Genomic DNA, 24,986 nt, shown 5'->3' on the forward strand with positions numbered 1-24,986 from the left:
CCCGCCCCAACAGAGCCCGCGCCAATCCTCAACCGCTTCACCACAGAGACCGCCAGCTTTGCGTTCTCCATGTCTGATGCCCTCCCACCTGCGGATACCAGCCGCAGCCCCGCAGAGCGCCTGCTTAATCTCACAGGGGATGAGCCCGCGCGCCTCACCCGCCTGATCACACGGGCTCTTATGGTGCCCATGGCCGGGCTGCTCGCACTCGCCGCCCTTGTGGTCGCGCCCCGCGGGGCACTGCGCATGATCTCCCTGCCGCTGGCCGCGCTCCTGATGCTCTGCGTTGATGTGGCCAGCCGTGCCGCCATTACACCACTCTCTGCGAGCCTGTCCGCACCGCTGCTGATTGCACTGGCCTCTGTGCTCTATCTAGGTCCACCTCTGCTTGTGCTTGGCCTGCGCGGCGAGGCGCTGATGACTCCAGACAGGTCCCGCACATGATCTGGCGCAGCCATACGGGCCTCGCCGTGCGCACGATGATGCGCACGGATCTTTCCGTGATCGCCTTCCTGATGTTCACGCTGCTGGTGGTGGCGCTCACCATTGACCTGGCCAAATGGCTGCCCTCTGTGCAAGCCCGCGCAGACACCACGCACACACCCTTCGCAAAAACGCTTCTCACCTATGTGAGCTACCGCAGCATCGACATTGTCACCCGCCTGCTGACCATGGCCTGTGTGGCGGGCGGTTTCGTCGCCGCCTTGTTGCGCCATCAACGTCTGGAGGATGTGGTGCTGTCCGCCGCTGGCGCAGGCCCCTCGCTGCGCTTGGCCGCGGTCTTGCTGTCGGGCCTTTTGCTCGGCACCATACAATGGGCCGGCGAAGCATGGCTGCGGCCCATTGCAGTGGCGGCGCAGGTACAGGAAAATCTCGGCGACTACGGACACCGCTATCACAACAGGGACACCGGCACACAATGGCTGGTACAGGAGGGCATCGCCCTGCACGGCACGCTCATCCGCGGCCCAGACATGCATCTCACCAATGTGAGGCTCTTTGGCGGCGTCGATACTCCAGAGCTGACCCACCTGCTCCATGCCGAGAGCCTGCACCCCGGCCCGCGCCCCGGCCTCTGGACCTTCACCAATGCTACCCTCTGGCATCTCAACAGCGATCGTCCCACAGAACAGCTTGCAACACTCACAACGCCGCTGCCCTTTGATGCCATGCGCCTGCGCTGGTTTGGCATTGATGCCTATTACATGCCCACAGCTGTGGCCCGTCACATCGCCACGCAGCCTCATGCCCCCAATGCCTCGGATGCGGCAACAGCCGTGGCCGTGCGCCGTGCCGCGCCCGTCTTGCCGGGTATCTTTCTGCTTCTGGGTATCAGCCTTGCCAGCCTCGCCACAGGCCCCCGCCGCCTCTCTCCGTTTCGCCTGCTGGCCTTGGCCGCTGTGGCCTATCTCTGCGTTGTCTCCGTCAAAACCTTCTGGGCTCTGGGCATCCATGCCGTCCTGCCCCCGGCTGCCACCGCCACCTTGCCAGCCTTCTTTGCGCTCGCCGTGGCCACGCTCATACAGCTCCACCATGCGGGCAAACTGCGCGGCATCCTTCCCATCTCGCACAAGAGGCATCCATGAAAATCGTGCAAATCACGCCCTACGCCATGGACCGCCCCGGCGGGGTGCAAAGCAATATCCGCGACCTGTCTGCATGGCTGCGCCAACAGGGCCACGAGGTCAAAATCATCGCCCCGCCCAGTACAGACCTGCCCGGTGAGATGCGCACAGTTGAGCCCGGCGTGATGACAGTGGGCACCGCGCGACCATTCTCCGTCCATGGCACGCAGTTTGAAATCAGCCACGCCACAGCGCGCAGCCGACGTGAAACGGTGACAGCCCTGCGAGACTGGGGCGCAGAGGTGGTGCATTTGCACACGCCCTGGACGCCGCTGATGCCATGGCAGATCTGGCGCGCGCTCAAACTGCCCGCCATCGCCACATTCCATGCCACCCTGCCAACAGGCAGCGGATTTGATCCCCTCGCCGCCGCCCTGCGCCGCGTCGGGCATCACTTCAACCGTCATCTCCACCGCATTGTTGTCCCCTCCGAAGCGCCCTTCATGCAATGGAAGACCGCAGGGGCAGACCCGCTACCTCTGATCCTGCCCCCGACAATTGACCTTGCGCCATGGCGCGCAGCCGCCGATGAGATCCGCAAGCCCGCCAACTTTCGCGCTGTCTACATGGGGCGGCTTGAGGCCCGCAAAGGCGTCTCTGTATTGCTCACGGCATGGCATAGGGTTCAGCACGCCCTGCCTCAGGCGCAGCTGATCATCGCAGGCACCGGCGAAGAAGAGGCGACCCTGCGCGCACAAGCACAGGATCTGGCGCTGGCAAATGTCACCTTCCAAGCGCCCCCCAGCCAAGCCGCCGCCAAAAGCCTCATCGCAGGGGCGCATGCCTTTGTCGCCCCTGCATTGCATGGGGAAAGCTTCGGCCTTGTGCTGATTGAAGCCATGGCGGCGGGCGCGGTGCCCGTTGCAGCCGCCAACGATGGCTTCGCCACGGTTCTCACCGAGGCGGGCAAATCCCTGCTCTGCCCGCCGGGCGATGCCGTCGCTCTGTCCGAGACACTGCTGCACCTCGCCACATCCCCGGCGCGCTACAACGCGGCCCGCGACTGGGCCAGATCCCATGCTGCCCGTTTTGACGTCACCACCGTTGGCCCGGCCTATGAAACCCTTTTGCAGGAGGCCCTCTTGCATGGCTGATCACAGCACAGCTCTTGCCAAAGCACAGACCACATGCCAGACCTTCAGAGCATTCATTTGCATATTTTTTAAGACCAGACTTGGGCATAAAGCCATTGATTGAAGGCGATCTTGTCATCTCTGCCGACTTCGGCACCTCCGGCGTGAAAGTCGGCGTTGTGGACAGCTCCCTGACCATTCTGGCACGCGTCACCGCCGCCTATCCCCTCAATCTCGCCCCCGGCGGCATCGCCGAACAAAACCCGACAGACTGGTGGGAGGCGCTGGCACAGGCGCTGCACGCGTTGCATCAGGAGCTTCCTGAGCTGAAATCCCGCGCCGCCGCATTGGTGTTTTCTTCCCAACTGCTCGGGCTGGTGTGCTGTGCCGAAGATGGCACACCGCTGCGCCCCTGCCTGACATGGCTGGACAAACGCGCGGCCCCTTTGGGCAAAAAACTCGTGGGCGGCTTTCCCGAGATCCATGGGTATAACGCGCCGCGTCTGGCCCGCTGGCTGCGCATCGCCAATGGGGCGCCTGCCAAAAACGGCATGGACCCAACCGCCAAAATGCTCTGGTTCATGCAGCAGGAGCCCGACATCTACGCCAAGACCCGCTGGATGGTGGATGTCAAAGACTGGCTGGTGCATCGCGCCACCGGCACCATGACCACCTGCCCCGAAAGCGCCAATCTCACATGGGTGATGGACACGCGCCTTGGCCGCGAAGGCTGGTCTGAAACACTCTGCGCCCTCACCGGCATCAATCAGAGTAAACTGGCCCCGATCACACAGGCCGACACGGTTGTGGGTCCGCTCACGCCGCAAGCCGCCACAGATCTTGGCCTGCGCGCCAATGTTCAGGTGCTGGCAGGCACATCAGATGCCATGGCCTCCACACTTGGCTCCGGCGAAGTGGCCGATGGGGCGCTGCATGTCTCTGTCGCCACCTCCGCATGGATCGCAGGTTTCTTTCCCAACCGCCGCCTCAGCGTCGCGCATTCCTACGCCACGGTCACCTCTGGCCTCAACTTCCGCCCGCTCCTGATCGCCAGTCAGGAAAACGCCGGCTCCGCACTGGATTGGGTGGCCGCAATCACCGGCGGCGGCGAACACCCCTATGCCGATATCGGCACACCACAGCCGGATGATCCGCTGTTTCTGCCCTGGCTCGCCGGCGAACGCGTGCCGGTGGACAATGACCGCCTGCGGGGCACTTTTCATGGCCTCAGCCTGCATCACGACGCCGCCGCCCTGCGCCGCGCCGCCATCGAAGGCGTCGCGCTCAATCTGCGGTGGGCCATGTCCAAAGTTGCGCGAGAGAAAGGCGCGCAAACTTCCGGGACGCTCTCCATCACCGGCGGTCTGGCCGCCAATCCTGCCTTTGCCCAAACCCTCTCAGATGCTCTGGGACGCAACGTGCGCGTCTGCGCCGCCCGCCACGCAGGCATGCTGGGCACAGCCACCCTCGCCGCCCCACTCATGGGCTGGGCCGACAGCGTCACAGGGGCCGCCGCCCGCCTCAAATCCCGCAGCTCTGCCACCTACACACCCGATCCTGAGCGCAGCGACGCGCTCACGCACCGCGCACACAGCCTCGACAAAATCCGCCGCCACACCATCCGCAGCTACACCTGAAGGAGACCGCCATGATTGATGGTCTGATGAAATCCACCATCGACCCGCTCTGGGAAGCCATGGCCACCCCTCTGGTCAAGGCGCGCCTCACGCCCAATCAGGTCACTTTCATCGGGCTTGTGCTGATCATTCTGGTGTCCCTCGCCTATCTCTGGCACCAGTCCGCCGCGCTCTATGGGCTCACCCTCGCGCTGGCCTTTGTGTTTGACGCGCTGGACGGTGCCGTGGCGCGGCGGCGCAACATGTCCACCAAAGCGGGCGGCTATTTCGATGCCATGGTGGACCGGTATCAAGAGCTGGTGGTGCTCGCCACGCTGGCCCATCTGCACGACGTCTGGCCTCTGGCACTGGCCTGTTTCTCAGGCTCTGTCATCACCTCTTACGCCAAGGCGCGCACGGCCATTGAGATGCCAATCTCCAACACCGACTGGCCCGATGTCTTCGAACGAATGGAGCGCATCATCTATCTCTGTGTCCTGATGCTCGCCGCTGGCCTGCTGGGCACAGGGCTGATCGCTTGGGGCTTGGCGCTCTTTGCTGTGCTGACCCATGCCACCGCCCTGCAAAGGGCGCGCCGCGCCACACAGATGCTGCGCGCTCAGGATGCGGCTGATGAAGAGATCACAGACCCGTAAGCCCCGCGACTGCCGCGCCAGGCGCACCACATGTCCGGCACATAACTTGTGACGTAAAACAGAAATCCACTTAACAGCAGCAACTCGGTGCTGGCATAGGCCGCATAGACCTCATAGCGATAGGCCTCCGGCGCATATCCCTTGCCCAGAAACAGGCACAGATACACCACACCAAGAACAATCGGCACCCAGACATAGCCCCGCCGCCAGCGCCCAAAACGCGGTGACCACACCCGCCCCACCACGGTCCCCTCCGGTCCCATGGTGGCATAGCTGCGCGACAAAACCTCTCCGGTCACAATGGCAAAGGCCTGAGAAAAGAAAAACAGATAGCTCCCCGCCATATGCTGATCACGGAACTCCGGGAAACGATACTGGCTCAACACCACCATGCCGACAGACGCCAGCGCCTGCAGGGCCACCAGCAACCATGTCAGACCGACAACACGCGGGCTTGCGCGCCCATGCCGTTGCAGTTCCCGCAAGGCCGGAAGACTGACGAGCACAACGCCGACAAACAGCGCCACAGCCGACAGCAGCAACCAAATGGCAAAAGGCTCTCCAATGCGCGGATCCGCTATCGACTCGCTGATAGTGCGCGCGCGCGTCGCACTGAGGTCAGGATAAAATGCGGCAAACTTCCAGCGCGCGGTATAAATCTGGACATTTACTGTCAGCGTCACAAACAGCGTGGCGATCAGCGCTATCAACATCGCCCACCCTGTGCCTCGGCTGGGAGCCCATTGCCTCTGCGTCATGATGTCAAATCTCTTTGGTCAAATACTCATCTGACACGATGCGCCCTGCGTCCATCTTGATCAAGCGGTCACACTTCCCAAATTGGTGATCATCATGGGTCACCGCCAAAACGAGCCGCCCGGATGCGGATAATTCCGGCATCAACACATCATAGAAAAACGCCCGGTTCGCCGGATCCTGATCCGCAGCAAACTCATCCAAAACAATGATCGGCCGCTGCTCGGCCAATGCCACCGCCAGCGCCAGCCGACGGCTTTGCCCCGCAGACAAGCTTGTGTTGGAAAACTTGTCCCCTAACAGCTGCACACGTTTGGCCAACCCCAACTGCGCAATACGCGCTTGAAGCGCCTCCAACTCGCTTTCAGGGAGGCCATAGGCATGATCAAACAGATGAAACTGAGCAAAGACCGCAGAAAACAACTCACGGTATCCAGCAGTTGTCGCATCCGTCAACGCCACGCCGTCCAAAGTGATCTCGCCCTTGGCCGGGTGCCGCATCCCCGTGATCAAAGACAAAAGCGTGGTCTTGCCAGAGCCGTTGCCTCCACAGATGAACACCGTCTCCCCCGGATGAAACGTCAGATCCACAGGCCCCAGATGAAAGGGCACCACGCCCTCACGCGCCTCCCCCACATCGGCTGTCACCTGACGCAGGGCAATTTCAGAGAACGCTGCGACGGTCTGCTGTGGTGCGGCCAGCGCAAGGCTTTGTGCCGCCATAAGATCCGCTTCAACCTGTTTGATTTTAACATAGCTGCTCTCGGCTTTGCTCAGCATCGGCAAGGCCGCGAAAACCATCTCGGTCGGGCCATTGACCAAAAACACGATGGTCAGCACCTGAAACATCGCCACGGCCCCGCCAGATTGTAGATAGGGCAGGGCAATCACCACAAAGCACAACAACAGCGCCACCGCCGATTGCGCGCCTGCGGTGCTGCCCGCGAACAACCGCTCTGAGCGCATTCTGCGAAACACCTGTGTTTCAATCACACCCTGTGTCTCTGCCTCCAGAGCCGCCCGGCGACTGGCCCGCAGCCGCAGTTCCTTCCAGCCTCCGAGCATATCGGTAACCCGATCACAATAAAGCGCAAAGGAATCCGCCGCCCGATAGGCCCACCGGCGCGCCGGCCCATCCAGGAACGCAAAGGAAATCCCCCCAATGATCAGCGCGCCAAGCGCAGCCAGCCCGGCAATCCAGCTCACATAAAACAGATAAGGGATGGCAAAGAGCAAAACCACACAGGCCCCGATGCCCTCCACCAGAAACACCACCGCCTGTGCCAGCTGGGTGACCTCAGCGGTCATGGCCCCATAGACTTTTCCGTGGCGCCCGCTGATCAGGAAATCAATATTGGCCCGCAGCAACAATGTTGAAAGGCGATTGCGCATCTGTGCTTCGATCCGGGTGATCAGCGTAAAGGCACGCACCTTCTGCAGATAGCCAAAGCCAACCATGCTCACCACGCAAAACAGCAGCATCACCACCGGCCAGCCGAAGCCTTCGCCATGGCGGCGCGCGGTTTCATTGATCGCAAAAATCATACCTGCGCGGCTGAGCCCAGACAGCAAGGTGTAAAACACAATGCGATCTTTCACACCGCCCCCGGCCCCCAGAAGGAAGCGCACCACTTCAAGACGCAAACGCAGGGTATTTTTTGGGGCCACCTCTGGCGACGTCGTCATTTCAAAATTCACGCTCACAGGGCCCTCAAACGCACTTTTTTGGGTCTTGTTAACGAGTTAGGCCCGAAAAATCACACCTACGCAATACAGACGTGAAACAGACGTAATACAGACACCCCGTGTTTGAGCCCAATTTCAGCACCTGTGTCGCATTGCTCAGCACCCTGCCGCCGGGAACCAGACATGAAATTCGGTGCCCTGCCCCAGCCTGCTCTGCGCCTCAATAGCCCCATCATAGCGTGCCACCAACTTACTGGTGATGGAAAGGCCCAGTCCGGTGCCTTCTCCTTGTTTTGTCGTGAAAAAAGGATCGAAAATCCGGGTCAGATGTTCCGCCGTCATGCCAATCCCCGTATCTTTGACGATGATCAAAACACCCTCACGCCCCTCTCTCTGCTGATCTTCGGCAGCAAGCGTCAGATCCCCGCCCTCTGGCATCGCATGTATGGCATTAACCATCAGATTGATCAGGATTTGTTGCAGCTCCGTACGGTTGATGGCAACCGTGTTAAGACTGTTCAACTCCTGATGCAGCACGATCTCACTGTTGCTCAGTAGGTGCTGCACCAATGGCAAGGTGTCCAAGAGGATGTCCGCCGGGCGATGCTGCGCACTGCCCTCAGCATATTCATCCGGGCGCGTGAACTGTAATAGCTTGTTTACAATTAGGAAAATTGAATGAGTCTGCTCATCAATGAGACGCAGCTCCGTCTTGATCTGATCCGCCTCAGCGCCCAGCTGCACCCGAACCACATCCAAATTGCCCTGTATCACCTGCACAGGGTTGTTGATCTCATGTGCAATCCCAGCGGCAATCTCCCCGATGGCGGCCAGTTTCTCGGAAACCACCAACTGTTTGGTGGTCGCCTCCAGCCGCCGGTTGACCTCTTCCAGATCCTGCGTCCGCGCCGCCACGCGCCGCGTAAGCTCCCGATCTCGCTCCTGAATTTGCTCTAACAGACTGTCCATCTGTGCCGCCACACGGCCAATTTCACCGCCAGAATTCTCCACGCCGGTGCGCGCCCCAAGGTTGCCCTTTTCCACTTTTGAAATCGTCCGCAGCATGCGCTCCAGCGGGGCAAAAATCTGCTGTGCCCAGCGCAGGAAAATGGGCACGGAAATCAAGACGATAACCGCAAAAGCCACGGCAAAAGTCAGAATAGTGGAGAATTTTGCATCCCGGAACGGCTGATCCAAAAAGCCGACGTACAGCATGCCCACACGCCTTCCGAAACTGTCCGTGATCGGCTCATAAGCTGAGATATACCAATCGTTTACCACAAAGGCGCGATCCAACCAGACCTCTCCGTGATCCAGCACCGCTTCCCGCACAACACCGGACACACGCGTGCCCAGCGCGCGTTCGTCCTGAAACAGGCGCACATTGGTGGACACCCGCACATCATCCAGAAACAGCGTCGCCGTCCCCTGACTGCCTTCGGTCAAACTGGCTGTCGGATAAACCAAGTCATTGATTGTATCGATAAAAGTGAGGTTTCGATTGAGCAGAACGCCCCCCACAAGCGCCCCGCTGCGCCCATTGCCAGAGATCGGCGTGGCCGCATGCACCATCATGCCACGGGCCTCTACCTTCCGCTCTGTCGGCACCGCAGCCTGCGTCGGCACAAGATCAATCCGCGCCTTATTCGCCAAATACGGAGAGACCTGCCCAAGATCAGAAGCTTCAAAAACATCAATCCGGGCAGACCCTTGCCCCGCCAAGGCCCCGGCAACAACAGGCCATTTCGTCAGCCCCAGATCATCGACAAACTGGGGCGACGACAACACCGAGCCTTCCGGCGTGATGTAATACAGAAAATCCAGTTCCAGCTTCGCACGCTGATATTCCAACAGGGCCAGAATGCCTTTGCTGTCATTCTCCGCCACCCGGCTCACGAAGCCTGCGGAATCGGCGATAGCCTGCATGCGCAACGTGCTGTTTTCAAGCAATTGGGAGAGATATTGGTCCGCAATGGTCAGCTCCCCATTCACCTTTGCGATCAATAGGTTGTCAAATCTCGATGACCAATTGATCGCTGTGATAATGAAGAAAATCGGCATGATGACCAGCGTCGGCAACAGCGCGATCGCCAACAATCGCATGCGCACCGATGTCGGCCGACGCTTTGGTCGTGGTGCCCTGTCAAGCCTATCAGTCATTCCACATGGCACATTTACGGTCGATGGTCTTGCGTGAAATACCCAACCGTCGCGCCGCCTCTGCCCGGTTGCCATCACAGGCATTGAGCACGGTCAGAATATGGCGCCGCTCCACCGCCGCAAGACTGTCCACAGCCGCCACTTCCTCATCGGATCCATTGGCCGCAAATTCCGCAGGCCATTCGCCCACAATCAAAGACCGTTCAATCAGATTGCGCAACTCTCGCACATTGCCCGGCCAGTCATAGCGCGCCATGTTCAACAAAACCCCTTCTGACAGGGTGAGAGGCGGCACGCCCAGCGACCGGGAAATCTCCTGCAAAAACATCAACGCCAGCTCTTTCAGATCGCCATTGCGCGCGCGCAGCGGCGGCATCTGAATATTCAACACATTGATCCGATGATACAAATCTTCACGCAGACGCCCCTCTTTGACGGCGGCTTCCAGATCCGTGTTGGTGGCAAACAAAAACCGCAGATCAAGCGGCACCTCGCGTGAGGAGCCAACAGGCCGCACCTTCAGGTGCTCAATCACCCGCAGCAAAGCCGCCTGAACGGGCAGGGGCAATTCAACAATCTCATCAAGATAGAGCGTACCGCCATTGGCGTTCATAAACACACCGTCATGGCGCACCGTGCGGCCACCTGCATCCTGACGGATATGCCCAAACAGCTCATGTTCGATCATATCTCCCGCGATGGTCGCACAATTGATCGGAACAAAGGGCTTATCTGCACGGGGAGACATCATATGCAAGGCCCGCGCCGCCACTTCTTTGCCGGTTCCAGTGTCCCCTGTCAGCAAGACGGGCGTCGGCAAAGGCGCGGCCCGCGCCATCGTTACGCGGATCGTCTCAATTTCCGGAGAACTGCCAAGCAACCGCGCCCGGACCTGTTCATTTCCAGACGCAAGCTCATACTTCAAAAGGTAATTTTCACGCCGTAGGTTCACCCGATCCAAACAGCGCGCAACCGCATTGAGGATCTGGTTGGAGCGAAATGGCTTGAGCACAAAATCCACAGCTCCGGCCCGCATCGCCTCAATCGCCGTATCCATATCGGCAAAGGCTGTGATCAGGATCGTATCCGCAAAAAAGCCCAGCTTGCGCTGATCACTCAGCCATTCAAGGCCCGTGGTGCCCGGCATAACATTGTCCAAAATCACAATATCAAAGTGATTGGCATCAAGCATGCGGCTGGCAACTTCGGTGTTGGCCGCCTGCTCGATACGCCCCACGACAGGATCGAGGATTTTGACAATGAAGTTACGGATACCCGGCTCATCATCCACAACCAAAACAGAGGCTGTGGACAGCCCCATGCCAAATTCGGACGGCGCTTTGAGTTGCGGACGGAGCCGCTCGATCTGAGTCATCGTGTCAGTCCAATCTTACGGAACTCCCGCTGGCCTGATCAGAGGTGGCAAAACCAGCTTCGTGCAGGCCGTAGTACGCAACCACGGAAATAACGGCAACCGCCACACAGGCCATAAAAAACGTCTTCATGTCATTGGTCCTCAATATCGCTGTATAGGCGCAGATAAGCGATCAAATCTGCGCGGTCTTCGGCGCGGGCAATGCGTTGAACTGGCATTTTACTCCCCGCAATATACACGTCTGGCCCCAAATCAAAAAGCGCATCAATGGTTTGTCCATTCCAGACGATCTCTGCGTCCTGAAGCGTTTTTGAATAGGTGTAATCCGGCACTGTTCCTGCCGGACGTCCAAACAAATCTTTCAACGTCGGCCCTGCCCGACGCGCGCTGTCTCCTGTCAGCGTGTGGCAAATGGAGCATTTACGCTGAAACTGGCGCTCGCCGTTGGAGGCGCGGTCATTGCCGTTAAGAAAATCCCGATCCTCGGCCACCATGCGGGGCGCATCGCGCGGATCAGACAGGGGCCAGCTGAACATGGCATCATCCAGTCCCCCGGCATGGATGTTCTGACCATCCGCCGCAAAGGCCAACGCCCAGATCGGCCCACGATGGGTTGCTTTGATATCGCTGGCAATCGACCAATCCACCCTATTCAGCAAGAGGATATACCCTTCCCCATCACCAACAGCGAGCATCCCTCCATCGCGGCTCATGTCCATCGCCAGAACAGGGCGGCGTTCAAGAGTGATGTCCTTGATCACCTCGGCACTGTCCAAAGACACGATCTTGGTCACGCCATCCACCGCACCAAACGCCAGCCAGCCAGCCGCTTCATTCAAAACCAGCGTGTTCACACCAAAGCCATTGGACAAAAACAACTGCTCCAATGTGCCCCTGTCAAAATCAAATACCCGAATGCGCCCATCCGCTGAGGCCACAAAAAGCACCCTGCCTTGTTGTGCAAAGGCCACGTCGTTGACGTTGGCACCCACCTGTATGAAACGCGGTGCGGCCCCTGTCAAAGACCATACGCCAAGGCGACTATCCCAACTGGCACTTACCACATACTGCCGATCCGGTGACACGGCCAAAGACAGGACCTTGCCCAGATGATGGCCAAGCACGCTGGACTGACCAGTCGCCAGATCCCACTGGCGCACCGCAAAATCATCGCCTGCGGAAACCGCGCGCGCCTCATCAACAAAAGCCACCGCATTCACCGCCGCATCATGCCCCTCCAGCCACTGTGGTTGTCGGTTGACCCACAGCCCCAGTGCATTGTCAAAACTCGCAGTCAATATGCGACTGCCATCGGGAGACACGGCGATGCCTTTGATGGGCCCACCGTGTCCTTTCAACTGAAAGAAATCTTCTGCCACAGCCTCCAAGGGCCAAAGGCACAATGCGATCAGCAGCCCGAGATAGCGCATATTTATTCGGCAGGGGTCGCCTGATCCGGCGCGGCATCTGATTTGGCCATTTCTTCCTCATACCAAAGCGAATGGTGCTCTTTGGCCCATTGCTCATCCACTTCACCGGTGGCCATGGTCTCAAGTGCGCCCTCCATACCCACACTGCCAAGGTAGATATGCGCAATCACGATCGCGATGAAGACAAAGGCCACAATCCCATGCCACAGCTGGCTCAGCTGCATCTCTTCATAAGGCGACAGTACCTCTGGCAGAGCGCCCCCAGCGAACAGTTGCGGCAGCCCCGTCATATTGAGCGCATGGAACGTCTTGGCAAACATCGGCAGCTCAAACGGAAAGAGCAGCGCCAGCCCCGACATGGAAATGGAGACCCCAAGCACAATCACCGCCCAAAAGACAATCTTCTGACCCGCGTTGAACTTCTTGGCCGGGGGATGCACGCCCTTGGTAAACAATCCGCCCGCCTGCGCCATCCATTTGATATCCGTGCGATCAGGAATGTTGTGCTTCACCCACATCACGAAAACCATGATCAGAGCCAACATGAAGGCCCAGGCCACATTGTTGTGCACCCATTTGCCCGCCTGCGCGATACTGGCATAGGCCTCATGCCCAAGCCATGGCAGCAAAAACTTGCGCCCCGCGATCAGGAAAAGCCCGGTCAGCCCCAAAAGAATGAAGGACACGCCCATCACCCAATGCGAAAAGCGCTCAATCGCCAGAAAACGGATGATGTTGCGTCCGGTTTTGGCCCCTTCAATCATGATCTTGCCGCGCATGGCCCAGAACACACCAATCACCAGCACCATGCCGCCCAACAGATACAAACCATAGGTCAGCAGCGGCCCCTCACGGAAGGCGAGCCAGGCCATGCCGCTGTCCTGAATCAAAAGGCCGGTGGTCGGCCCGCGCGCAGATGTATTGGTGTCCGCACTCCCGTACCGTAGCGCCCGGAACACATCGGCATCAGAGGCCACGCCCCTTGTGCCCAACTGCCCGATCAGGGCCTCGACATTGCCTTGCCCGGTGGCATCACGGCGAAAACTGTCATCCAGCTTTTCGCCACGCTGACGGGCCATGATATCTTCAAGCGTTTGGGCTCCGCCTGTTGTGCTCCGATCAGGAGCCGCATCCTGCGCCACCGCAGGCAGCGTCAGAAACAGGGAAAGAACGATCCAGAGAAGCGCGCGCATCACATCCTCATGTTGTTTGAGCCACATGCATTCACCGGAGGCCTCGTGCCTCAACGGAGCATGTTTGAATTCTTCAAATTAGAGTGTCCTACGGCGGCAAAAGCCGCCGTAGGAATCAAAAGCCGCCTCAGCCGCCCTTCTGTTCATAGGCTGTCCCCCAGCCCCAGGCACCTGTGCCAAAGCCACGCGCCACAACCCGCTCACGATAGATGGCGGACACAACGTCACCGTCACCTGCCAGAAGCGCCTTGGTGGAGCACATCTCCGCACACAACGGCAGCTTGCCTTCAGCAATACGGTTGCGACCGTATTTGGCAAACTCCGCGGTGGAGTGGGTTTCTTCGGGGCCACCGGCACAGAAGGTACATTTGTCCATCTTGCCGCGGCTGCCAAAGTTGCCCGCCTGCGGATACTGCGGCGCACCGAAAGGACACGCATAGAAACAGTAGCCGCAGCCAATGCAGAGATCTTTGGAGTGCAGAACCACACCTTCTTCGTTCTGGTAGAAACAATCCACCGGGCACACGGCCATACAGGGCGCATCGGAACAGTGCATACAGGCCACGGAGATAGACCGCTCACCCGGATTTCCGTCGTTGATCGTCACAACGCGACGCCGGTTGATGCCCCAAGGCACCTCGTGCTCGTTCTTACAGGCCGTGACGCAGGCGTTACATTCGATGCAGCGTTCCGCGTCGCAGAGAAACTTCGCTCTTGCCATTTCTCTTCCTCCTTATGCTGTCCAGATTTTGCAGAGAGTCGCTTTGGTCTCCTGCATCTGGGTCACGCTGTCATAGCCATAGGTCTGCGCCGTGTTGGTGCTTTCACCCAACACGTAAGGATCGGCCCCTTCCGGATATTTGCTCCGCAAGTCCTCTCCTTCGAAGTGCCCCCCAAAGTGGAACGGCATGAAGACCACACCTTCGCCAACACGGTTTGTCACCATGGCCATCACTTTGACCTTGGCACCTTCCGCACCTTCGACCCAGACCTGCGCCCGATCACGCACGCCAAGATTATTCGCATCGCGCGGATTGATCTCGATGAACATGTCCTGCTGCAACTCTGCCAACCAAGGGTTGGAGCGGGTTTCTTCCCCGCCACCTTCGTATTCCACCAGACGTCCAGAGGTCAGGATCAACGGATAGTCCTTGCTGAAATCCTGTTTCTGGATGGAGGCATACATGGTCGGCAGGCGATAGAATTTCCGATCCTCATAGGTCGGGTAATCCGCAACCAGATCACGACGATTGGTGTAAAGCGGCTCACGGTGCACCGGCACAGGATCCGGGAAGGTCCAGACCACGGCACGGGCCTTGGCATTGCCAAATGGCGCACATTCATGCTTGATCGCCACCCGCTGAATACCGCCAGACAGATCGGTTTTCCAGTTGGTCTTTGGCCCGGCAACCGCATCAATCGCTGCACGCTCTTCTGCGGTCAGATCACCATCCCAACCCAGATCCATCAGCATCTGCATGGTGAATTCTGGATAGCCATCCTGAATCTCGGAATCGAGACTTGCCACACCTTCGGCCAGCAGATTGTCACCATCCCGCTCCACACCAAAACGTGCACGGAACGTCAGACCACCCTCAGAGACACGTTTGGACATGTCATAGAGGTTCGGCGTGCCCGGATGGTTCATCTCTGCCGTGCCCCAGCAGGGCCATGGCATGCCATAGTAATCCCCATCAGCGGGACCACCGTTGGCCTTCAGCGTGGTGCGATCAAAGGTATGCTGGTTCGCCATATGCAGCTTGATGCGCTCGGGCGACTGACCGGTATACCCAATCGTCCACATGCCTTTGTTGAATTCGCGCGTGACGCTCTCAACAACTGGGGTGTTTTCATCTTCCATTTCGATGTTGCGGAAGAAGCGATCAGCCCAGCCGAACTTGTTGGCAAAGAGCCCCATGATTTCATGGTCAGGCTTGCTTTCAAACAAGGGCTCGATGATCTGATCACGCCACTGCAAAGACCGGTTGGACGCGGTCGCAGAGCCACGGGTCTCAAACTGAGTACAGGCCGGAAGCAGATAGACCCCATCGGTACGGTCATGAAGCACAGCGGAAACAGTTGGGAACGGGTCAACCACGACCAGCATGTCCAGCTTTTCCATCGCGGTCTTCATTTCCTTGCCGCGGGTCTGAGAGTTCGGCGCGTGGCCCCAGAGTACCATGGCCCGTACCTTATCGGGGTTGTCCATGTTGTCCGGGTCTTCCAGAACACCGTCAATCCAGCGCGACACCGGAATACCGGTGAGGTTCTGAAGTGATTTCTCTTTGCCATCTGCGCCAGTGGTCTTGGCAAACTGGCCAGCCAGCCATGCGTCATCTTCTTCCCAAATACGGCCCCAGTGCGCCCATGCGCCTTTGGACAGGCCATAGTAGCCCGGCAAGGTGTGTGACAGAACGCCAAGGTCTGTGGCCCCCTGCACGTTGTCGTGGCCACGGAAGATGTTGGTGCCGCCGCCTTCTGTGCCCATGTTGCCAAGAGCCAACTGAAGGATACAATACGCACGCGTATTGTTATTGCCATTGGTGTGCTGTGTCCCGCCCATGCACCAGATCACGGTGCCGGGACGATTGTTCACCAGTTGGCGTGCCACACGACGCAGCTGTTCTCCCGGCGCGCCAGTGACGCGTTCAACTTCTTCCGGGTTCCACTGCTTCACTTCTTCCTTGATCTGATCCATGCCCCAAACACGGGTGCGGATGAACTCTTTGTCCTCCCAACCGTTTTCGAAGATGTGCCAGAGAATACCCCATACCAGCGCCACATCGGTGCCGGGACGGAAGCGCACATATTCATCCGCATGGGCCGCCGTGCGTGTGAAGCGCGGGTCACATACGATCAGAGGCGCATTGTTGCGCTCTTTCGCGCGCAGCACGTGCAGCAGCGAAACCGGGTGGGCTTCGGCTGGGTTGCCGCCTATGATGAAGATAGCCTTGGAGTTGTGAATGTCATTGTAGGAGTTGGTCATGGCGCCGTAGCCCCATGTGTTCGCAACACCCGCAACCGTGGTGGAGTGACAAATCCGCGCCTGGTGGTCCACGTTGTTTGTGCCCCAATAGGCAGCAAACTTGCGGAACAGATAGGCCTGCTCGTTGTTGTGCTTGGCAGAGCCGAGCCAATAGACGCTGTCAGGGCCGCTTTCTTCGCGGATCTGCATCATGCCGTCGCCGATCTCATTGATCGCCTGTTCCCAGCTGATGCGCTTCCACTCACCACCCTCTTTTTTCATTGGGTACTTCAGGCGACGTTCGCCGTGGGCGTGTTCACGCACCGACGCGCCTTTTGCACAATGCGCGCCAAGATTGAACGGGCTGTCCCAGCCCGGCTCCTGGCCGATCCAGACTCCGCTTTGCACTTCCGCCACAACTGTACAGCCCACAGAACAGTGGGTGCAGACAGATTTGACAGTTTGCACAGCAGTGTTGATTGCCTCTTGCGCATGCGCCTGAGTGACGGTGCCACCAGTGGCACCAATCGCTGCCAATCCGCCAATGGCGAGACCGGATCCCCGCAAGAATGTACGGCGATCCACAGCTTTTTCAGCTGCGACAGACAGGATACTTGTCCGCTGGGGGCGTCGCGCAACCCCGTTGGTCTTTTTCCTAAGCATAGTTTCCTCCCCTTGCTGCCCCGCTTCAGGGCTGGCTAGGTCTTTCTCAAATCCCGACCGGTGGGCGTCACGCAACCGGTGGTCGGGGGCGGGTGAAAACGTCCGGGATCAGAACCGGGCGCTGTCGAGATATGCGCGGGTATGCGCGGTGTCCTGCATCTTGTCGCTGGACAGATCCACGGGCTGGGCTTCCGCCGCATCTGGCGAAAGGGCCACCGCCGCGGCGGCTGCCGGGGCTGCCGCTGTTGCGAGCTTCAGAAAGTCACGCCGGCTTGCGCCTTTGTCTTCTGGCTGGCTCATAGCTTGCTCCTTTAAAGTGTCGGTTGGGGCCCGACGGTGTCAGTTGACGTTCACTCCGCCCCCATGCGGAACGCCTGTGTTTCGATGTCCAGAAACGCTTTGCCCACCGTGCCGACCGGCGCATAAAAGACCGAGTTCTGTGCAGCTTCGAGATCTGTGAAAAAATGCTCGGCCCAGGGCGCGATATGGGTAAAGTAAAAATCTTTCTGCCGGGTCAGGGGCACCGGTGCGCCAAAGCGCCCCCGGATCATGCCCGCCATCATCTCCAGCAGGCTGGCAATGTTATCTTCAGGCTCATAGACATTTGGCGCGCGACTGATGCGCAGCGCGCCCATATCGGCACGCAAGGTGGCCAAAGGTTTCTCGTTCAAGAACCCCGTCAGATAGTAAGAGGCAAAAGGCATCAGCTCACCGCGCCCAAGCCCGATGAACAAAGCATTGAACTCGCGCTCCACAGCTTTTTCATTGGTCGCCTGTGCCACCCGCGCCAAAGTTCCAATGGCCTGCCCCAAGGCGCTTTCGTCTCCTCCAAGAGCAGCAGCCTGGGCCAACACCGCCTTACCCGGTGGATTGGCAAACAAAGCGGCGAGAAAATCATAAAGATCCGCACGCAGCAGATCTTCTTCAGCTACCTCAAATTCAGGTGCGGCTTGGCTCATGGCTGGGCCCTTTCTTCCGTGGTCTCTGCTGCGGCAAAAGCGAACCGCAAACGCCGACGCACAGGCGCACTCTCCTGCGGGTCTGGCGTCTCATCTTTTGAAGTGTCAAAATTGTCTGTGGGTGCAGCCTCAGAAAAGGCAGGCATCGGCGTTGCCTCAATCTCCACCTCTGCCACGGCCTCCAGGGGCGCGTCGTCCTCCTCAGACACATCGCCTTCAGGCAAGCTGTCTTCGGACCGGGCTTTTTCTTCAGCTTGACGCGCCATTTCTTCGACATGTTTCAACATGCCTTTGCCGATCTGATAGGCCGTCTGCATGCCTTCAACGACCATCGCACTGTCGGTAAAGTCTTCGCCGTAATCGACCAGCTCATCAACGTTGGCGAGCACCGGATTGGACAGCCAAAGCTTACGCAAGGCGCGGCGACGAATGCGCTCAGGCACCGCTTTGGCCAGAAAAACCGAAAAGTCATCCCCCTGCGCCAATGTATCAGGATCCGGCAACGCCAGTTCCTCAAGAATTTCGGCATCGCTTTTCTCTTCAAGCGCCGCGTGCTGCGCCTCAAGCGTTGCGGCGGCTTCCGCACGCGTATCCGCTTCAGCCTCCGCCGCGACGGCCGCCTTCCGGCGCGCCCAGAAATCTCCGCCCCGGCTCAATGCGGCCTCCCGCTGCGCGGCGCGCGATATACATCGGACAATTGGGAAATACGTGCATCCCCGCGCCCGTCTTCCACCAAATCCATGCGCTTCTTGTCGCGGCGGCGTTTTACAAACACCTCTTCTTCGTGATGTGCCTCCACAAAGTCGCGCACAAAAGCCACCAGACCTTCCGGCATCGGCACAAGCTCCAGCAGCTCTTCACCACTGTCAGCATAATCCTGAAATTCATAAGCGGAGACTGTGGCCAACAAGACATCATAAGGATGTTCACCACTCGGACCGTCCTGTTCCCGCATCACAACCCCAACAGAGGGCACGCGCGCAGACAGAGAGGCCAAATAGGCCTCGGTATCCGAATGCCAAAGCTCCAGAGGCACGGTTGCCGCGTGAAACTCCAAAACATCGCCCTCTTGGCGCAACACCTGCCAGTCCGCCTGCGCCGCTCCGGGAACAACCGCAACCACCTTCCACGAAAAAGGCACCCATCGGCTTGCCGAGGGTGTTCTGCGGATAACGATGCCCAAAGGCAATGAAACCGGCGCTTGGCGCATGAAGTCTTGCTTCCTCCCAAACCTGCACAGAATATTTTTTTGCAGGTGAGACCATGTTCTGCCCTTTGACCCGCCTTGCCAAAGGAAAACGCAAAACCGTTCCGAAACGCGCTGAAATCTGGACATTTTGATCCAGCCAAAGAGTCGCTTAATTTCCGTAAGGACAGAATGTCCACAAGCCGCAAAGACCCATAGAATCACTAGGATTTTTGCGCAGCATGCAACGTGCCCAAACAGCAGGCCTCGGGACTTTACGCCGCTGAGAATTCGTGCATTTCTGAAACACCTAAGCGTCAGAAACACAGCCACCCTCGGGAGCCAAATATGTCCAAGACACTGATTTTGTGTAATTGTTCCAATAGCATGAACTTGGACACAGCCCATCCAACCGCACAGGGCGAGATCACCTGCTCCAAAATACACAGCGGGCTCTGCACCACGCAGACACAAGCGGCTGCGGATTTGATCACCGCCGCAGGTGGTGGGGAGAATGCCCTAATTGCCTGCCAGCAAGAACAGGACTTCTTTGTCGAACTGGCCGCAGAGCTTGAGACGCAAACGCCCCAATTTGTCGATCTGAGAGACCGGGCTGGTTGGTCAGATGAAGCCGCGCAGGCTGGCCCTAAAATGGCGGCACTGTTGGCAGATGCGTTACGCCCGCAAACCCCGACCAAGACATTTGATATCACCTCCGAAGGCCAGTGCCTGATCCTGGGTGCGCCGAATGTCGCCTTGGCCGCCGCCGATCAATTGCAGGATTTTCTCAGTGTCACCGTGCTGTTGCCCTCCGGAATAACCGCCCCAGAGGAACGCCGATACGATGTGGTTGCAGGGCAGGTGAAACGCGTGACCGGCGCACTTGGCAACTTCGCGGTCGAGATTGACGCATTGCAACAGCTTGATCCAAGCGGGCGCGGCGCATTGCGCTTTGGAGAGGCGCGCGATGGCGCAAACACGATCTGTGACATCATTCTCGATCTGCGCGGCGCACCAGCTCTGGTTCCAGCACCGGAAAAGCGCGAAGGCTATCTGAAGGCAGATCCCAAGAGCCTGCCAGCGGTTGCCGCAGCCATCCTTGAAGCCTCCCATCTTGTTGGCACCTTTGAAAAACCGCTCTATCTCTCTCTGGAGCCCAGCATCTGTGCACATGCGCGCGCCGAACAAACCGGCTGTACCAAATGTCTCGATGTCTGCCCAACCTCCGCGATCCGACCTGCGGGCGACCACGTCGATATTGATCCCAATATCTGTGCCGGATGTGGCTCCTGCGCGGCGCTTTGCCCCTCAGGCGCGATCACCTATGACGACCCGCCCACCAGCGCAGTCTTTGCGCGCCTGCACGCCCTTGCAGACGCCTACCGTGCCGCAGGGGGCATCGCCCCGCGCCTGCTGGTGCATGACCGCAGCTTCGGGGCAGAAATGATCGCTTTGGCAGCACGGCATGAGAGGGGCCTGCCCGCTGCGGTGATCCCACTGGATCTCGAACGGATCAGCGGCTTTGGTCATGCAGAAACCTTGGCGGCATTGGCCAGCGGTTTTGCCAGCGTGGATATTCTGGTCGCCCCCACAACAGACCGCGGTGCCTTGGACAGCGAAATGCAGCTCGCACAGACACTTTCGGGCACGCCAGACAGGCTGCGCCTGATTGAGCCGCAGGATCCCACAGCCCTGTGTGATCTGCTTTACACGGCACATCCTGCTGCCCTGCGCACCAACCCCGTCCTGCCGCTGGGCAATCGGCGTCAGGTCACACGCCTCGCCGTCAAAGCGTTGCGGGACGATAGCACAGCCTTTACCCTACCTGAGAACGCACCATACGGCAGCGTACAGGTCAACAAAGACGCCTGCACACTCTGTCTGTCCTGTGCCTCCCTCTGCCCCGCTGGCGCGTTGGGAGACAATCCTGACAAACCCCAGCTGCGGTTTCAGGAAGATGCCTGTCTGCAATGTGGTCTCTGCACACAGGTCTGTCCGGAAAACGCCATCTCATTGGTGCCGCAGTTTAATCCGTCTGACAGCGCGCTATCACAGCAAATCGTGCATGAAGAAGAGCCTTTTGACTGTATCGAATGCGGCACCCCGTTTGGTGTGAAATCCACCATCGAGCGCATCATTGAAAAGCTGGAAGGCAAACACCCGATGTTTGCCACATCCGATGCCGCTAAGATGATCCGCATGTGTGACGATTGCCGTGTGAACGCACAGTTCCATCAGGACAACAATCCCTTCGCTGCGGGACAACGCCCCGCCACCCGCACCAGCGACGATTACTTCAGCAAACGCCGAGATCACTGATGCGCAATGGGGGCGCCCAAATCCGCCGGAACAATCGTGGCGGTATATGCCACGATGTTCTCCAACTCTTCCAAGGTCAGCCGCACCGGGCTGATCGGGGAGGGGCGTGTCTCGTCAAAGGGCAAGGTCACATCCGGAATAACCGTGAAAGCCGGATGTGGGTTCAAGGCATAAAAAGCAGTGAAACGTTCCATCCAATCCTCCAGACTGCGCAGCACAGCAAAGCTGGGTGTGGAACCGATGCCCGCCATCTGATTGATCTCGCCAACCACATGACACCGCCCACAGGCCTGCAAAGCCAGCCGCGCACCGCGATTGGCATCCCCCTCAATGAAGACATCCTCAGGTGTGGACTGTGGCGCAACGGGCGGGGCAAAAAGCGTCTCACCGTCCGGTTTGAAGCTCAAAACCGTGCGCAGCCCAACCTCCCCCGTCAGCCATTGCGCAAAACGCGCCATATGCGGATCCGCCACATCCGTCACCGTCAAACCATAGGTGACATCCGCTTGGGAGAACACAGGTGTGCTCCCCTCGACATGCAACATCCCTGCGGCCTCAGCTGTGTCATCAACAATCGTGACCCGAACCCCATGTTTCAACGTAAACCGGGGCAAGATGTATGCAATCAACCCCGTGTCCCGCAGATCCTCTGCCACAAACAGCTCCGTGGCCTTGCCTTCGGCCCAGCCGGCCGAAGCAAGGGCACAGCTGATCCCGAAGGCAGATAGACTTTGGTACAGAATTCTCAAAAAACCCATCCCCCAAGCCTAGGCGCGGCGCTTGCCTTACGTCAACATGGGGCGATCGGCGCCCACTCCAGGAAAGGAACACCCCCAGATGAGCGATGACTTCAACATGAGCATGCGCAAATTTCTCAAGCAGGTTGGCGTGACAAGCCAGCAGGCCATTGAGGACGCCATGCGCGCGGCCGGAAGCGACACCACTGCGGGACAGACATTTGAAGCCAAGATGACCCTGACGATTGATGGAATCGACATGGAACATGTGGTCACTGGCCAGATCAAAGGACGTGATTAAATGACGAACCGCGACGAAGTTCTCAACATCCTCAAAGGCTTCACCGATCCCGCCACAGGGAGCGATCTGGTGGCCAGCGGCATGGTACGCGCTCTGTCCGTTGAGGCTGGCGAAGTGCGTTTCGTGATGGAAATCGATCCGGCCCGCGCCCAGGCCATGCAGCCGATCAAAGTGGAGATCGAAGACAGGCTCTCCGCGCTGGACGGTGTCTCCAAAGTCTCAATTGTGATGACCGCACATGCCGCTACCAAACCGCCACCGGATCTTAAAGCTGCACGTCCCGCAGAGCCCAAAGGGCCACAGAAGATCCCCGGAATCGATCGCATTCTCGCCGTGGCCTCCGGCAAGGGCGGCGTTGGCAAATCTACGGTCTCCGCCAACCTTGCTGTTGCGCTGGCCGCCGAAGGACGGCGCGTGGGCCTGCTGGATGCGGATGTTTACGGCCCGTCCCAGCCCCGCATGCTGGGCGTCTCCGGCCGTCCAGCCAGCCCGGATGGCAAAACCATCCTGCCGCTGCGCAACCATGGCGTGACGATGATGTCCATGGGGTTGATGACCCGTGAAGAAGAGGCTGTGGTCTGGCGTGGTCCTATGCTGATGGGGGCGCTGCAACAGATGCTCACACAGGTGCAATGGGGCGCATTGGATGTGCTGATCGTGGATCTGCCGCCGGGCACAGGGGACGTCCAGATGACCCTCGCCCAAAAGGCAGAGCTGACCGGCGCCGTGGTGGTCTCCACCCCTCAGGACATTGCCCTGCTGGATGCCCGCAAAGGCATCAACATGTTTGAAAAACTCGGCACCCCCATCGTGGGCATGATCGAAAACATGAGCACACATATCTGCTCCAACTGCGGGCACGAAGAACATGTGTTTGGCCATGGCGGCGTTGCGGCAGAAGCCGACAAGCTGGGTGTGCCTCTGCTGGCTGAAATTCCTTTGTCGCTCAACATTCGTGTTGCCGCAGACGGGGGCGCACCGATTGTAGTCTCTGAACCGGACTCTGCACAGGCACAGGCCTTCCGCACACTGGCGCGCCAATTGATCACCGACGGCAACGCATGAGCAACACAGTACACTTCCCGCCGCTGTTTCATGGCATGGCCCTCACGGGCACGGCGGATCCCTTTGCCAAAGCACAGGCACAGGCCATCATGGGCTGTGATGCGGGGCTTGTGGTGTACAATCTTGCGGCGGATCAGCTCCGCGCAGCGATGGTTTTTGCCCCCGAGGTGCCCCTGCGTGCGGCCATGCCCGTTCTGATCAGCTGTGCCATCGGCTTTCAGAACGCGCTTGGCGCACTGGCACCCCCAGAGGTCGGTGTCCATCTGGAATGGCCCGGCACCATCCGGGTCAATGGCGCGCGCTGCGGCCGCCTGCGCATCGCCGCCTCCCATCAGGATCCGGCGGCGGAACCGGATTGGATTGTGGTGGGACTAGAATTGCCCCTCATTCCCGCCAATGCCGACACGCCGGGCATCACCCCGGATGATACAGCTCTCTATGAGGAGGGCTGTGTGGACATCCGCACCGATGATCTGCTCAGCGCATGGGTGCGCCACAGCCTCGTCTGGATCAATCGCATGGAGGAAGAGGGGCTCAAACCATTGACCACAGAATGGCGCGGCCTTGCCCATGATCTGGGGGAAGAGGTGAACTGGCCGCTCTCTGCCCCCCCTGAAACCGGCACTTTTCTAGGCACCGATGAACATTTCGGCGCACTCCTGCGCAGCGGCGAAACAACCCGCCTGCTGCCGCTCACCCATCTCTTGGAAGGAACGACATGATGCTGCTGGCGCGTGCCATTCACTTTGACGAAAGCGATCAACGCATCTTTTTCAATCCCGCGCGCACCGGCGAATGGGCTATCAGCGGCGGCTTTGAGTTCTCCAACTGGTCCGAGGCCGATCTGACCGGCAAAGCCCGCCAGGCGTTTTCAAATGGCTGGCTTGGGGTCGAGACCTTTGGCCGTGTGACCTTTGTGGCCGTTACCAGCATTGAGCCTGCGGAACTGGAGGCGCTCACCACACAACTGGCGCAGCATTTCGTAGAGGTCTACGGTGCCCCCTCTGTTGAGGCCGCTCTCCCGGTCGCCGCAGAGGAACTTGCACATATGTCAGAGCTCTGCGCGGATCATGATCCAAATACGTTGCTCACCGTCGCGCGCGAACTGACCGAAGCCGGGGTGAAAGAACAGTTCCGCTCCATCGCACCGGCGGACGCAGATCTGGAACAATTCGCCATCCACGCCACACCAGACAGCTGACAAAAACGGCGCGCTCCATA

The 24,986-nt window shown here is 59.1% G+C and carries 24 protein-coding genes; 10 read left to right on the forward strand and 14 right to left on the reverse strand.

Annotated features, from left to right (window positions below; translation table 11 throughout):
- From SHM7688_RS03385 to SHM7688_RS03405, 5 genes are all read left to right on the forward strand, one after another.
- Positions 1–444, forward strand: a 444-nt coding sequence (locus SHM7688_RS03385) for a hypothetical protein (protein WP_158500653.1), incomplete at its 5' end; no start/stop codon positions are given.
- Positions 441–1,586: an LptF/LptG family permease gene (locus SHM7688_RS03390; protein WP_058238587.1), complete on the forward strand. Its 1,146-nt coding sequence runs from the start codon at positions 441–443 to the stop codon at positions 1,584–1,586. The genes SHM7688_RS03385 and SHM7688_RS03390, both read left to right, overlap by 4 nt.
- Positions 1,583–2,719: a glycosyltransferase family 4 protein gene (locus SHM7688_RS03395; RefSeq protein WP_058238588.1), complete on the forward strand. Its 1,137-nt coding sequence runs from the start codon at positions 1,583–1,585 to the stop codon at positions 2,717–2,719. Before SHM7688_RS03390 ends, SHM7688_RS03395 begins: the two co-directional genes overlap by 4 nt.
- An 80-nt stretch (positions 2,720–2,799) precedes the next feature.
- Positions 2,800–4,335, forward strand: a complete 1,536-nt coding sequence (locus SHM7688_RS03400; RefSeq protein WP_058238589.1) for a xylulokinase — start codon at positions 2,800–2,802, stop codon at positions 4,333–4,335.
- An 11-nt stretch (positions 4,336–4,346) separates the two neighbouring features.
- The gene (locus SHM7688_RS03405) at positions 4,347–4,970 is read left to right on the forward strand and encodes a CDP-alcohol phosphatidyltransferase family protein (protein ID WP_058238590.1); all 624 of its coding nucleotides are present in this window, start codon (positions 4,347–4,349) and stop codon (positions 4,968–4,970) included.
- Here the strand turns inward: SHM7688_RS03405 and SHM7688_RS03410 are convergent.
- From SHM7688_RS03410 to SHM7688_RS03465, 13 genes are all read right to left on the reverse strand, one after another.
- Entirely contained in the window at positions 4,934–5,683 is a 750-nt protein-coding gene (locus tag SHM7688_RS03410; RefSeq protein WP_058238591.1) for a hypothetical protein, read from the reverse strand. The genes SHM7688_RS03405 and SHM7688_RS03410 overlap by 37 nt on opposite strands.
- Positions 5,684–5,732: 49 nt before the next feature.
- Positions 5,733–7,412, reverse strand: a complete 1,680-nt coding sequence (locus SHM7688_RS03415) for a cyclic peptide export ABC transporter (protein ID WP_188128093.1) — start codon at positions 7,410–7,412, stop codon at positions 5,733–5,735.
- A gap of 156 nt (positions 7,413–7,568) precedes the next feature.
- Positions 7,569–9,515, reverse strand: a complete 1,947-nt coding sequence (locus SHM7688_RS03420) for a sensor histidine kinase (protein ID WP_233486586.1) — start codon at positions 9,513–9,515, stop codon at positions 7,569–7,571.
- A 49-nt stretch (positions 9,516–9,564) separates the two neighbouring features.
- Positions 9,565–10,947: a sigma-54-dependent transcriptional regulator gene (locus tag SHM7688_RS03425; RefSeq protein WP_058238594.1), complete on the reverse strand. Its 1,383-nt coding sequence runs from the start codon at positions 10,945–10,947 to the stop codon at positions 9,565–9,567.
- A 4-nt stretch (positions 10,948–10,951) separates the two neighbouring features.
- A complete protein-coding gene (locus SHM7688_RS20135; RefSeq protein WP_262975164.1) occupies positions 10,952–11,077 on the reverse strand; it encodes a hypothetical protein in 126 nt (41 codons plus the stop codon).
- Position 11,078: 1 nt separating this feature from the next.
- Positions 11,079–12,377 carry a c-type cytochrome gene (locus SHM7688_RS03430; RefSeq protein WP_058238595.1) on the reverse strand — a complete coding sequence of 433 codons (1,299 nt, stop codon included), beginning with the start codon at positions 12,375–12,377 and terminating at the stop codon, positions 11,079–11,081.
- A 2-nt stretch (positions 12,378–12,379) separates the two neighbouring features.
- Positions 12,380–13,597: a formate dehydrogenase subunit gamma gene (locus tag SHM7688_RS03435; RefSeq protein ID WP_223229159.1), complete on the reverse strand. Its 1,218-nt coding sequence runs from the start codon at positions 13,595–13,597 to the stop codon at positions 12,380–12,382.
- A gap of 100 nt (positions 13,598–13,697) precedes the next feature.
- Positions 13,698–14,291, reverse strand: a complete 594-nt coding sequence (gene fdh3B / locus SHM7688_RS03440) for a formate dehydrogenase FDH3 subunit beta (RefSeq protein WP_058238596.1) — start codon at positions 14,289–14,291, stop codon at positions 13,698–13,700.
- 12 nt (positions 14,292–14,303) lie between these two features.
- Entirely contained in the window at positions 14,304–17,198 is a 2,895-nt protein-coding gene (locus SHM7688_RS03445) for a formate dehydrogenase subunit alpha (RefSeq protein ID WP_058238597.1), read from the reverse strand.
- Between the two features lie 108 nt (positions 17,199–17,306).
- The gene (locus SHM7688_RS03450) at positions 17,307–17,498 is read right to left on the reverse strand and encodes a ubiquinol-cytochrome c reductase iron-sulfur subunit N-terminal domain-containing protein (RefSeq protein WP_058238598.1); all 192 of its coding nucleotides are present in this window, start codon (positions 17,496–17,498) and stop codon (positions 17,307–17,309) included.
- A gap of 50 nt (positions 17,499–17,548) precedes the next feature.
- Entirely contained in the window at positions 17,549–18,157 is a 609-nt protein-coding gene (locus SHM7688_RS03455; RefSeq protein WP_058238599.1) for a TorD/DmsD family molecular chaperone, read from the reverse strand.
- Entirely contained in the window at positions 18,154–18,813 is a 660-nt protein-coding gene (locus tag SHM7688_RS03460; RefSeq protein ID WP_058238600.1) for a DUF3306 domain-containing protein, read from the reverse strand. Before SHM7688_RS03460 ends, SHM7688_RS03455 begins: the two co-directional genes overlap by 4 nt.
- Positions 18,810–19,367, reverse strand: coding sequence for a DUF3305 domain-containing protein (locus SHM7688_RS03465; RefSeq protein WP_058238601.1), 558 nt, complete (start codon positions 19,365–19,367; stop codon positions 18,810–18,812). Before SHM7688_RS03465 ends, SHM7688_RS03460 begins: the two co-directional genes overlap by 4 nt.
- A gap of 324 nt (positions 19,368–19,691) precedes the next feature.
- Between SHM7688_RS03465 and SHM7688_RS03470 the strand changes: the two genes are divergently transcribed.
- On the forward strand, positions 19,692–21,662 hold the full coding sequence (locus tag SHM7688_RS03470; protein WP_058238602.1) for a 4Fe-4S binding protein: 1,971 nt from the start codon (positions 19,692–19,694) through the stop codon (positions 21,660–21,662).
- Here SHM7688_RS03470 and SHM7688_RS03475 read toward each other — a convergent pair.
- On the reverse strand, positions 21,656–22,411 hold the full coding sequence (locus tag SHM7688_RS03475; RefSeq protein WP_144432474.1) for a cytochrome c family protein: 756 nt from the start codon (positions 22,409–22,411) through the stop codon (positions 21,656–21,658). The genes SHM7688_RS03470 and SHM7688_RS03475 overlap by 7 nt on opposite strands.
- An 88-nt stretch (positions 22,412–22,499) precedes the next feature.
- Here SHM7688_RS03475 and SHM7688_RS03480 point away from each other — a divergent pair, with 88 nt between their 5' ends.
- Genes SHM7688_RS03480 through SHM7688_RS03495 form a run of 4 tightly spaced genes read left to right on the forward strand, consistent with a single transcriptional unit; the run spans position 22,500 to position 24,966 of the window.
- Complete coding sequence (locus SHM7688_RS03480; protein WP_058238604.1) at positions 22,500–22,700, forward strand: DUF6494 family protein; 201 nt, start codon at positions 22,500–22,502, stop codon at positions 22,698–22,700.
- Positions 22,701–23,765, forward strand: coding sequence for an iron-sulfur cluster carrier protein ApbC (apbC, locus tag SHM7688_RS03485; RefSeq protein WP_058238605.1), 1,065 nt, complete (start codon positions 22,701–22,703; stop codon positions 23,763–23,765).
- On the forward strand, positions 23,762–24,487 hold the full coding sequence (locus tag SHM7688_RS03490; protein ID WP_058238606.1) for a biotin/lipoate--protein ligase family protein: 726 nt from the start codon (positions 23,762–23,764) through the stop codon (positions 24,485–24,487). The genes apbC and SHM7688_RS03490 overlap by 4 nt, the downstream gene beginning before the upstream one ends.
- Complete coding sequence (locus tag SHM7688_RS03495) at positions 24,487–24,966, forward strand: DUF6505 family protein (RefSeq protein ID WP_058238984.1); 480 nt, start codon at positions 24,487–24,489, stop codon at positions 24,964–24,966. Before SHM7688_RS03490 ends, SHM7688_RS03495 begins: the two co-directional genes overlap by 1 nt.
- The last annotated feature ends 20 nt before the right edge of the window (positions 24,967–24,986 follow it).

The organism is Shimia marina, assembly GCF_001458175.1.
Classification (GTDB): Bacteria; Pseudomonadota; Alphaproteobacteria; order Rhodobacterales; family Rhodobacteraceae; genus Shimia; species Shimia marina.

Bases quoted from the DNA above. Each gene is read 5' to 3' on its own strand.
- SHM7688_RS03390 (WP_058238587.1), top strand. From the start codon at position 441: ATGATCTGGCGCAGCCATACGGGCCTCGCCGTGCGCACGATGATGCGC.
- SHM7688_RS03395 (WP_058238588.1), top strand. From the start codon at position 1,583: ATGAAAATCGTGCAAATCACGCCCTACGCCATGGACCGCCCCGGCGGG.
- SHM7688_RS03405 (WP_058238590.1), top strand. From the start codon at position 4,347: ATGATTGATGGTCTGATGAAATCCACCATCGACCCGCTCTGGGAAGCC.
- SHM7688_RS03410 (WP_058238591.1), bottom strand. From the start codon at position 5,683: ATGTTGATAGCGCTGATCGCCACGCTGTTTGTGACGCTGACAGTAAAT.
- SHM7688_RS03415 (WP_188128093.1), bottom strand. From the start codon at position 7,412: ATGACGACGTCGCCAGAGGTGGCCCCAAAAAATACCCTGCGTTTGCGT.
- SHM7688_RS03420 (WP_233486586.1), bottom strand. From the start codon at position 9,515: ATGCGATTGTTGGCGATCGCGCTGTTGCCGACGCTGGTCATCATGCCG.
- SHM7688_RS03425 (WP_058238594.1), bottom strand. From the start codon at position 10,947: ATGACTCAGATCGAGCGGCTCCGTCCGCAACTCAAAGCGCCGTCCGAA.
- SHM7688_RS20135 (WP_262975164.1), bottom strand. From the start codon at position 11,077: ATGAAGACGTTTTTTATGGCCTGTGTGGCGGTTGCCGTTATTTCCGTG.
- SHM7688_RS03430 (WP_058238595.1), bottom strand. From the start codon at position 12,377: ATGCGCTATCTCGGGCTGCTGATCGCATTGTGCCTTTGGCCCTTGGAG.
- SHM7688_RS03435 (WP_223229159.1), bottom strand. From the start codon at position 13,597: ATGTGGCTCAAACAACATGAGGATGTGATGCGCGCGCTTCTCTGGATC.
- fdh3B (WP_058238596.1), bottom strand. From the start codon at position 14,291: ATGGCAAGAGCGAAGTTTCTCTGCGACGCGGAACGCTGCATCGAATGT.
- SHM7688_RS03445 (WP_058238597.1), bottom strand. From the start codon at position 17,198: ATGCTTAGGAAAAAGACCAACGGGGTTGCGCGACGCCCCCAGCGGACA.
- SHM7688_RS03450 (WP_058238598.1), bottom strand. From the start codon at position 17,498: ATGAGCCAGCCAGAAGACAAAGGCGCAAGCCGGCGTGACTTTCTGAAG.
- SHM7688_RS03455 (WP_058238599.1), bottom strand. From the start codon at position 18,157: ATGAGCCAAGCCGCACCTGAATTTGAGGTAGCTGAAGAAGATCTGCTG.
- SHM7688_RS03465 (WP_058238601.1), bottom strand. From the start codon at position 19,367: ATGCGCCAAGCGCCGGTTTCATTGCCTTTGGGCATCGTTATCCGCAGA.
- SHM7688_RS03470 (WP_058238602.1), top strand. From the start codon at position 19,692: ATGTCCAAGACACTGATTTTGTGTAATTGTTCCAATAGCATGAACTTG.
- SHM7688_RS03480 (WP_058238604.1), top strand. From the start codon at position 22,500: ATGAGCGATGACTTCAACATGAGCATGCGCAAATTTCTCAAGCAGGTT.
- apbC (WP_058238605.1), top strand. From the start codon at position 22,701: ATGACGAACCGCGACGAAGTTCTCAACATCCTCAAAGGCTTCACCGAT.
- SHM7688_RS03490 (WP_058238606.1), top strand. From the start codon at position 23,762: ATGAGCAACACAGTACACTTCCCGCCGCTGTTTCATGGCATGGCCCTC.
- SHM7688_RS03495 (WP_058238984.1), top strand. From the start codon at position 24,487: ATGCTGCTGGCGCGTGCCATTCACTTTGACGAAAGCGATCAACGCATC.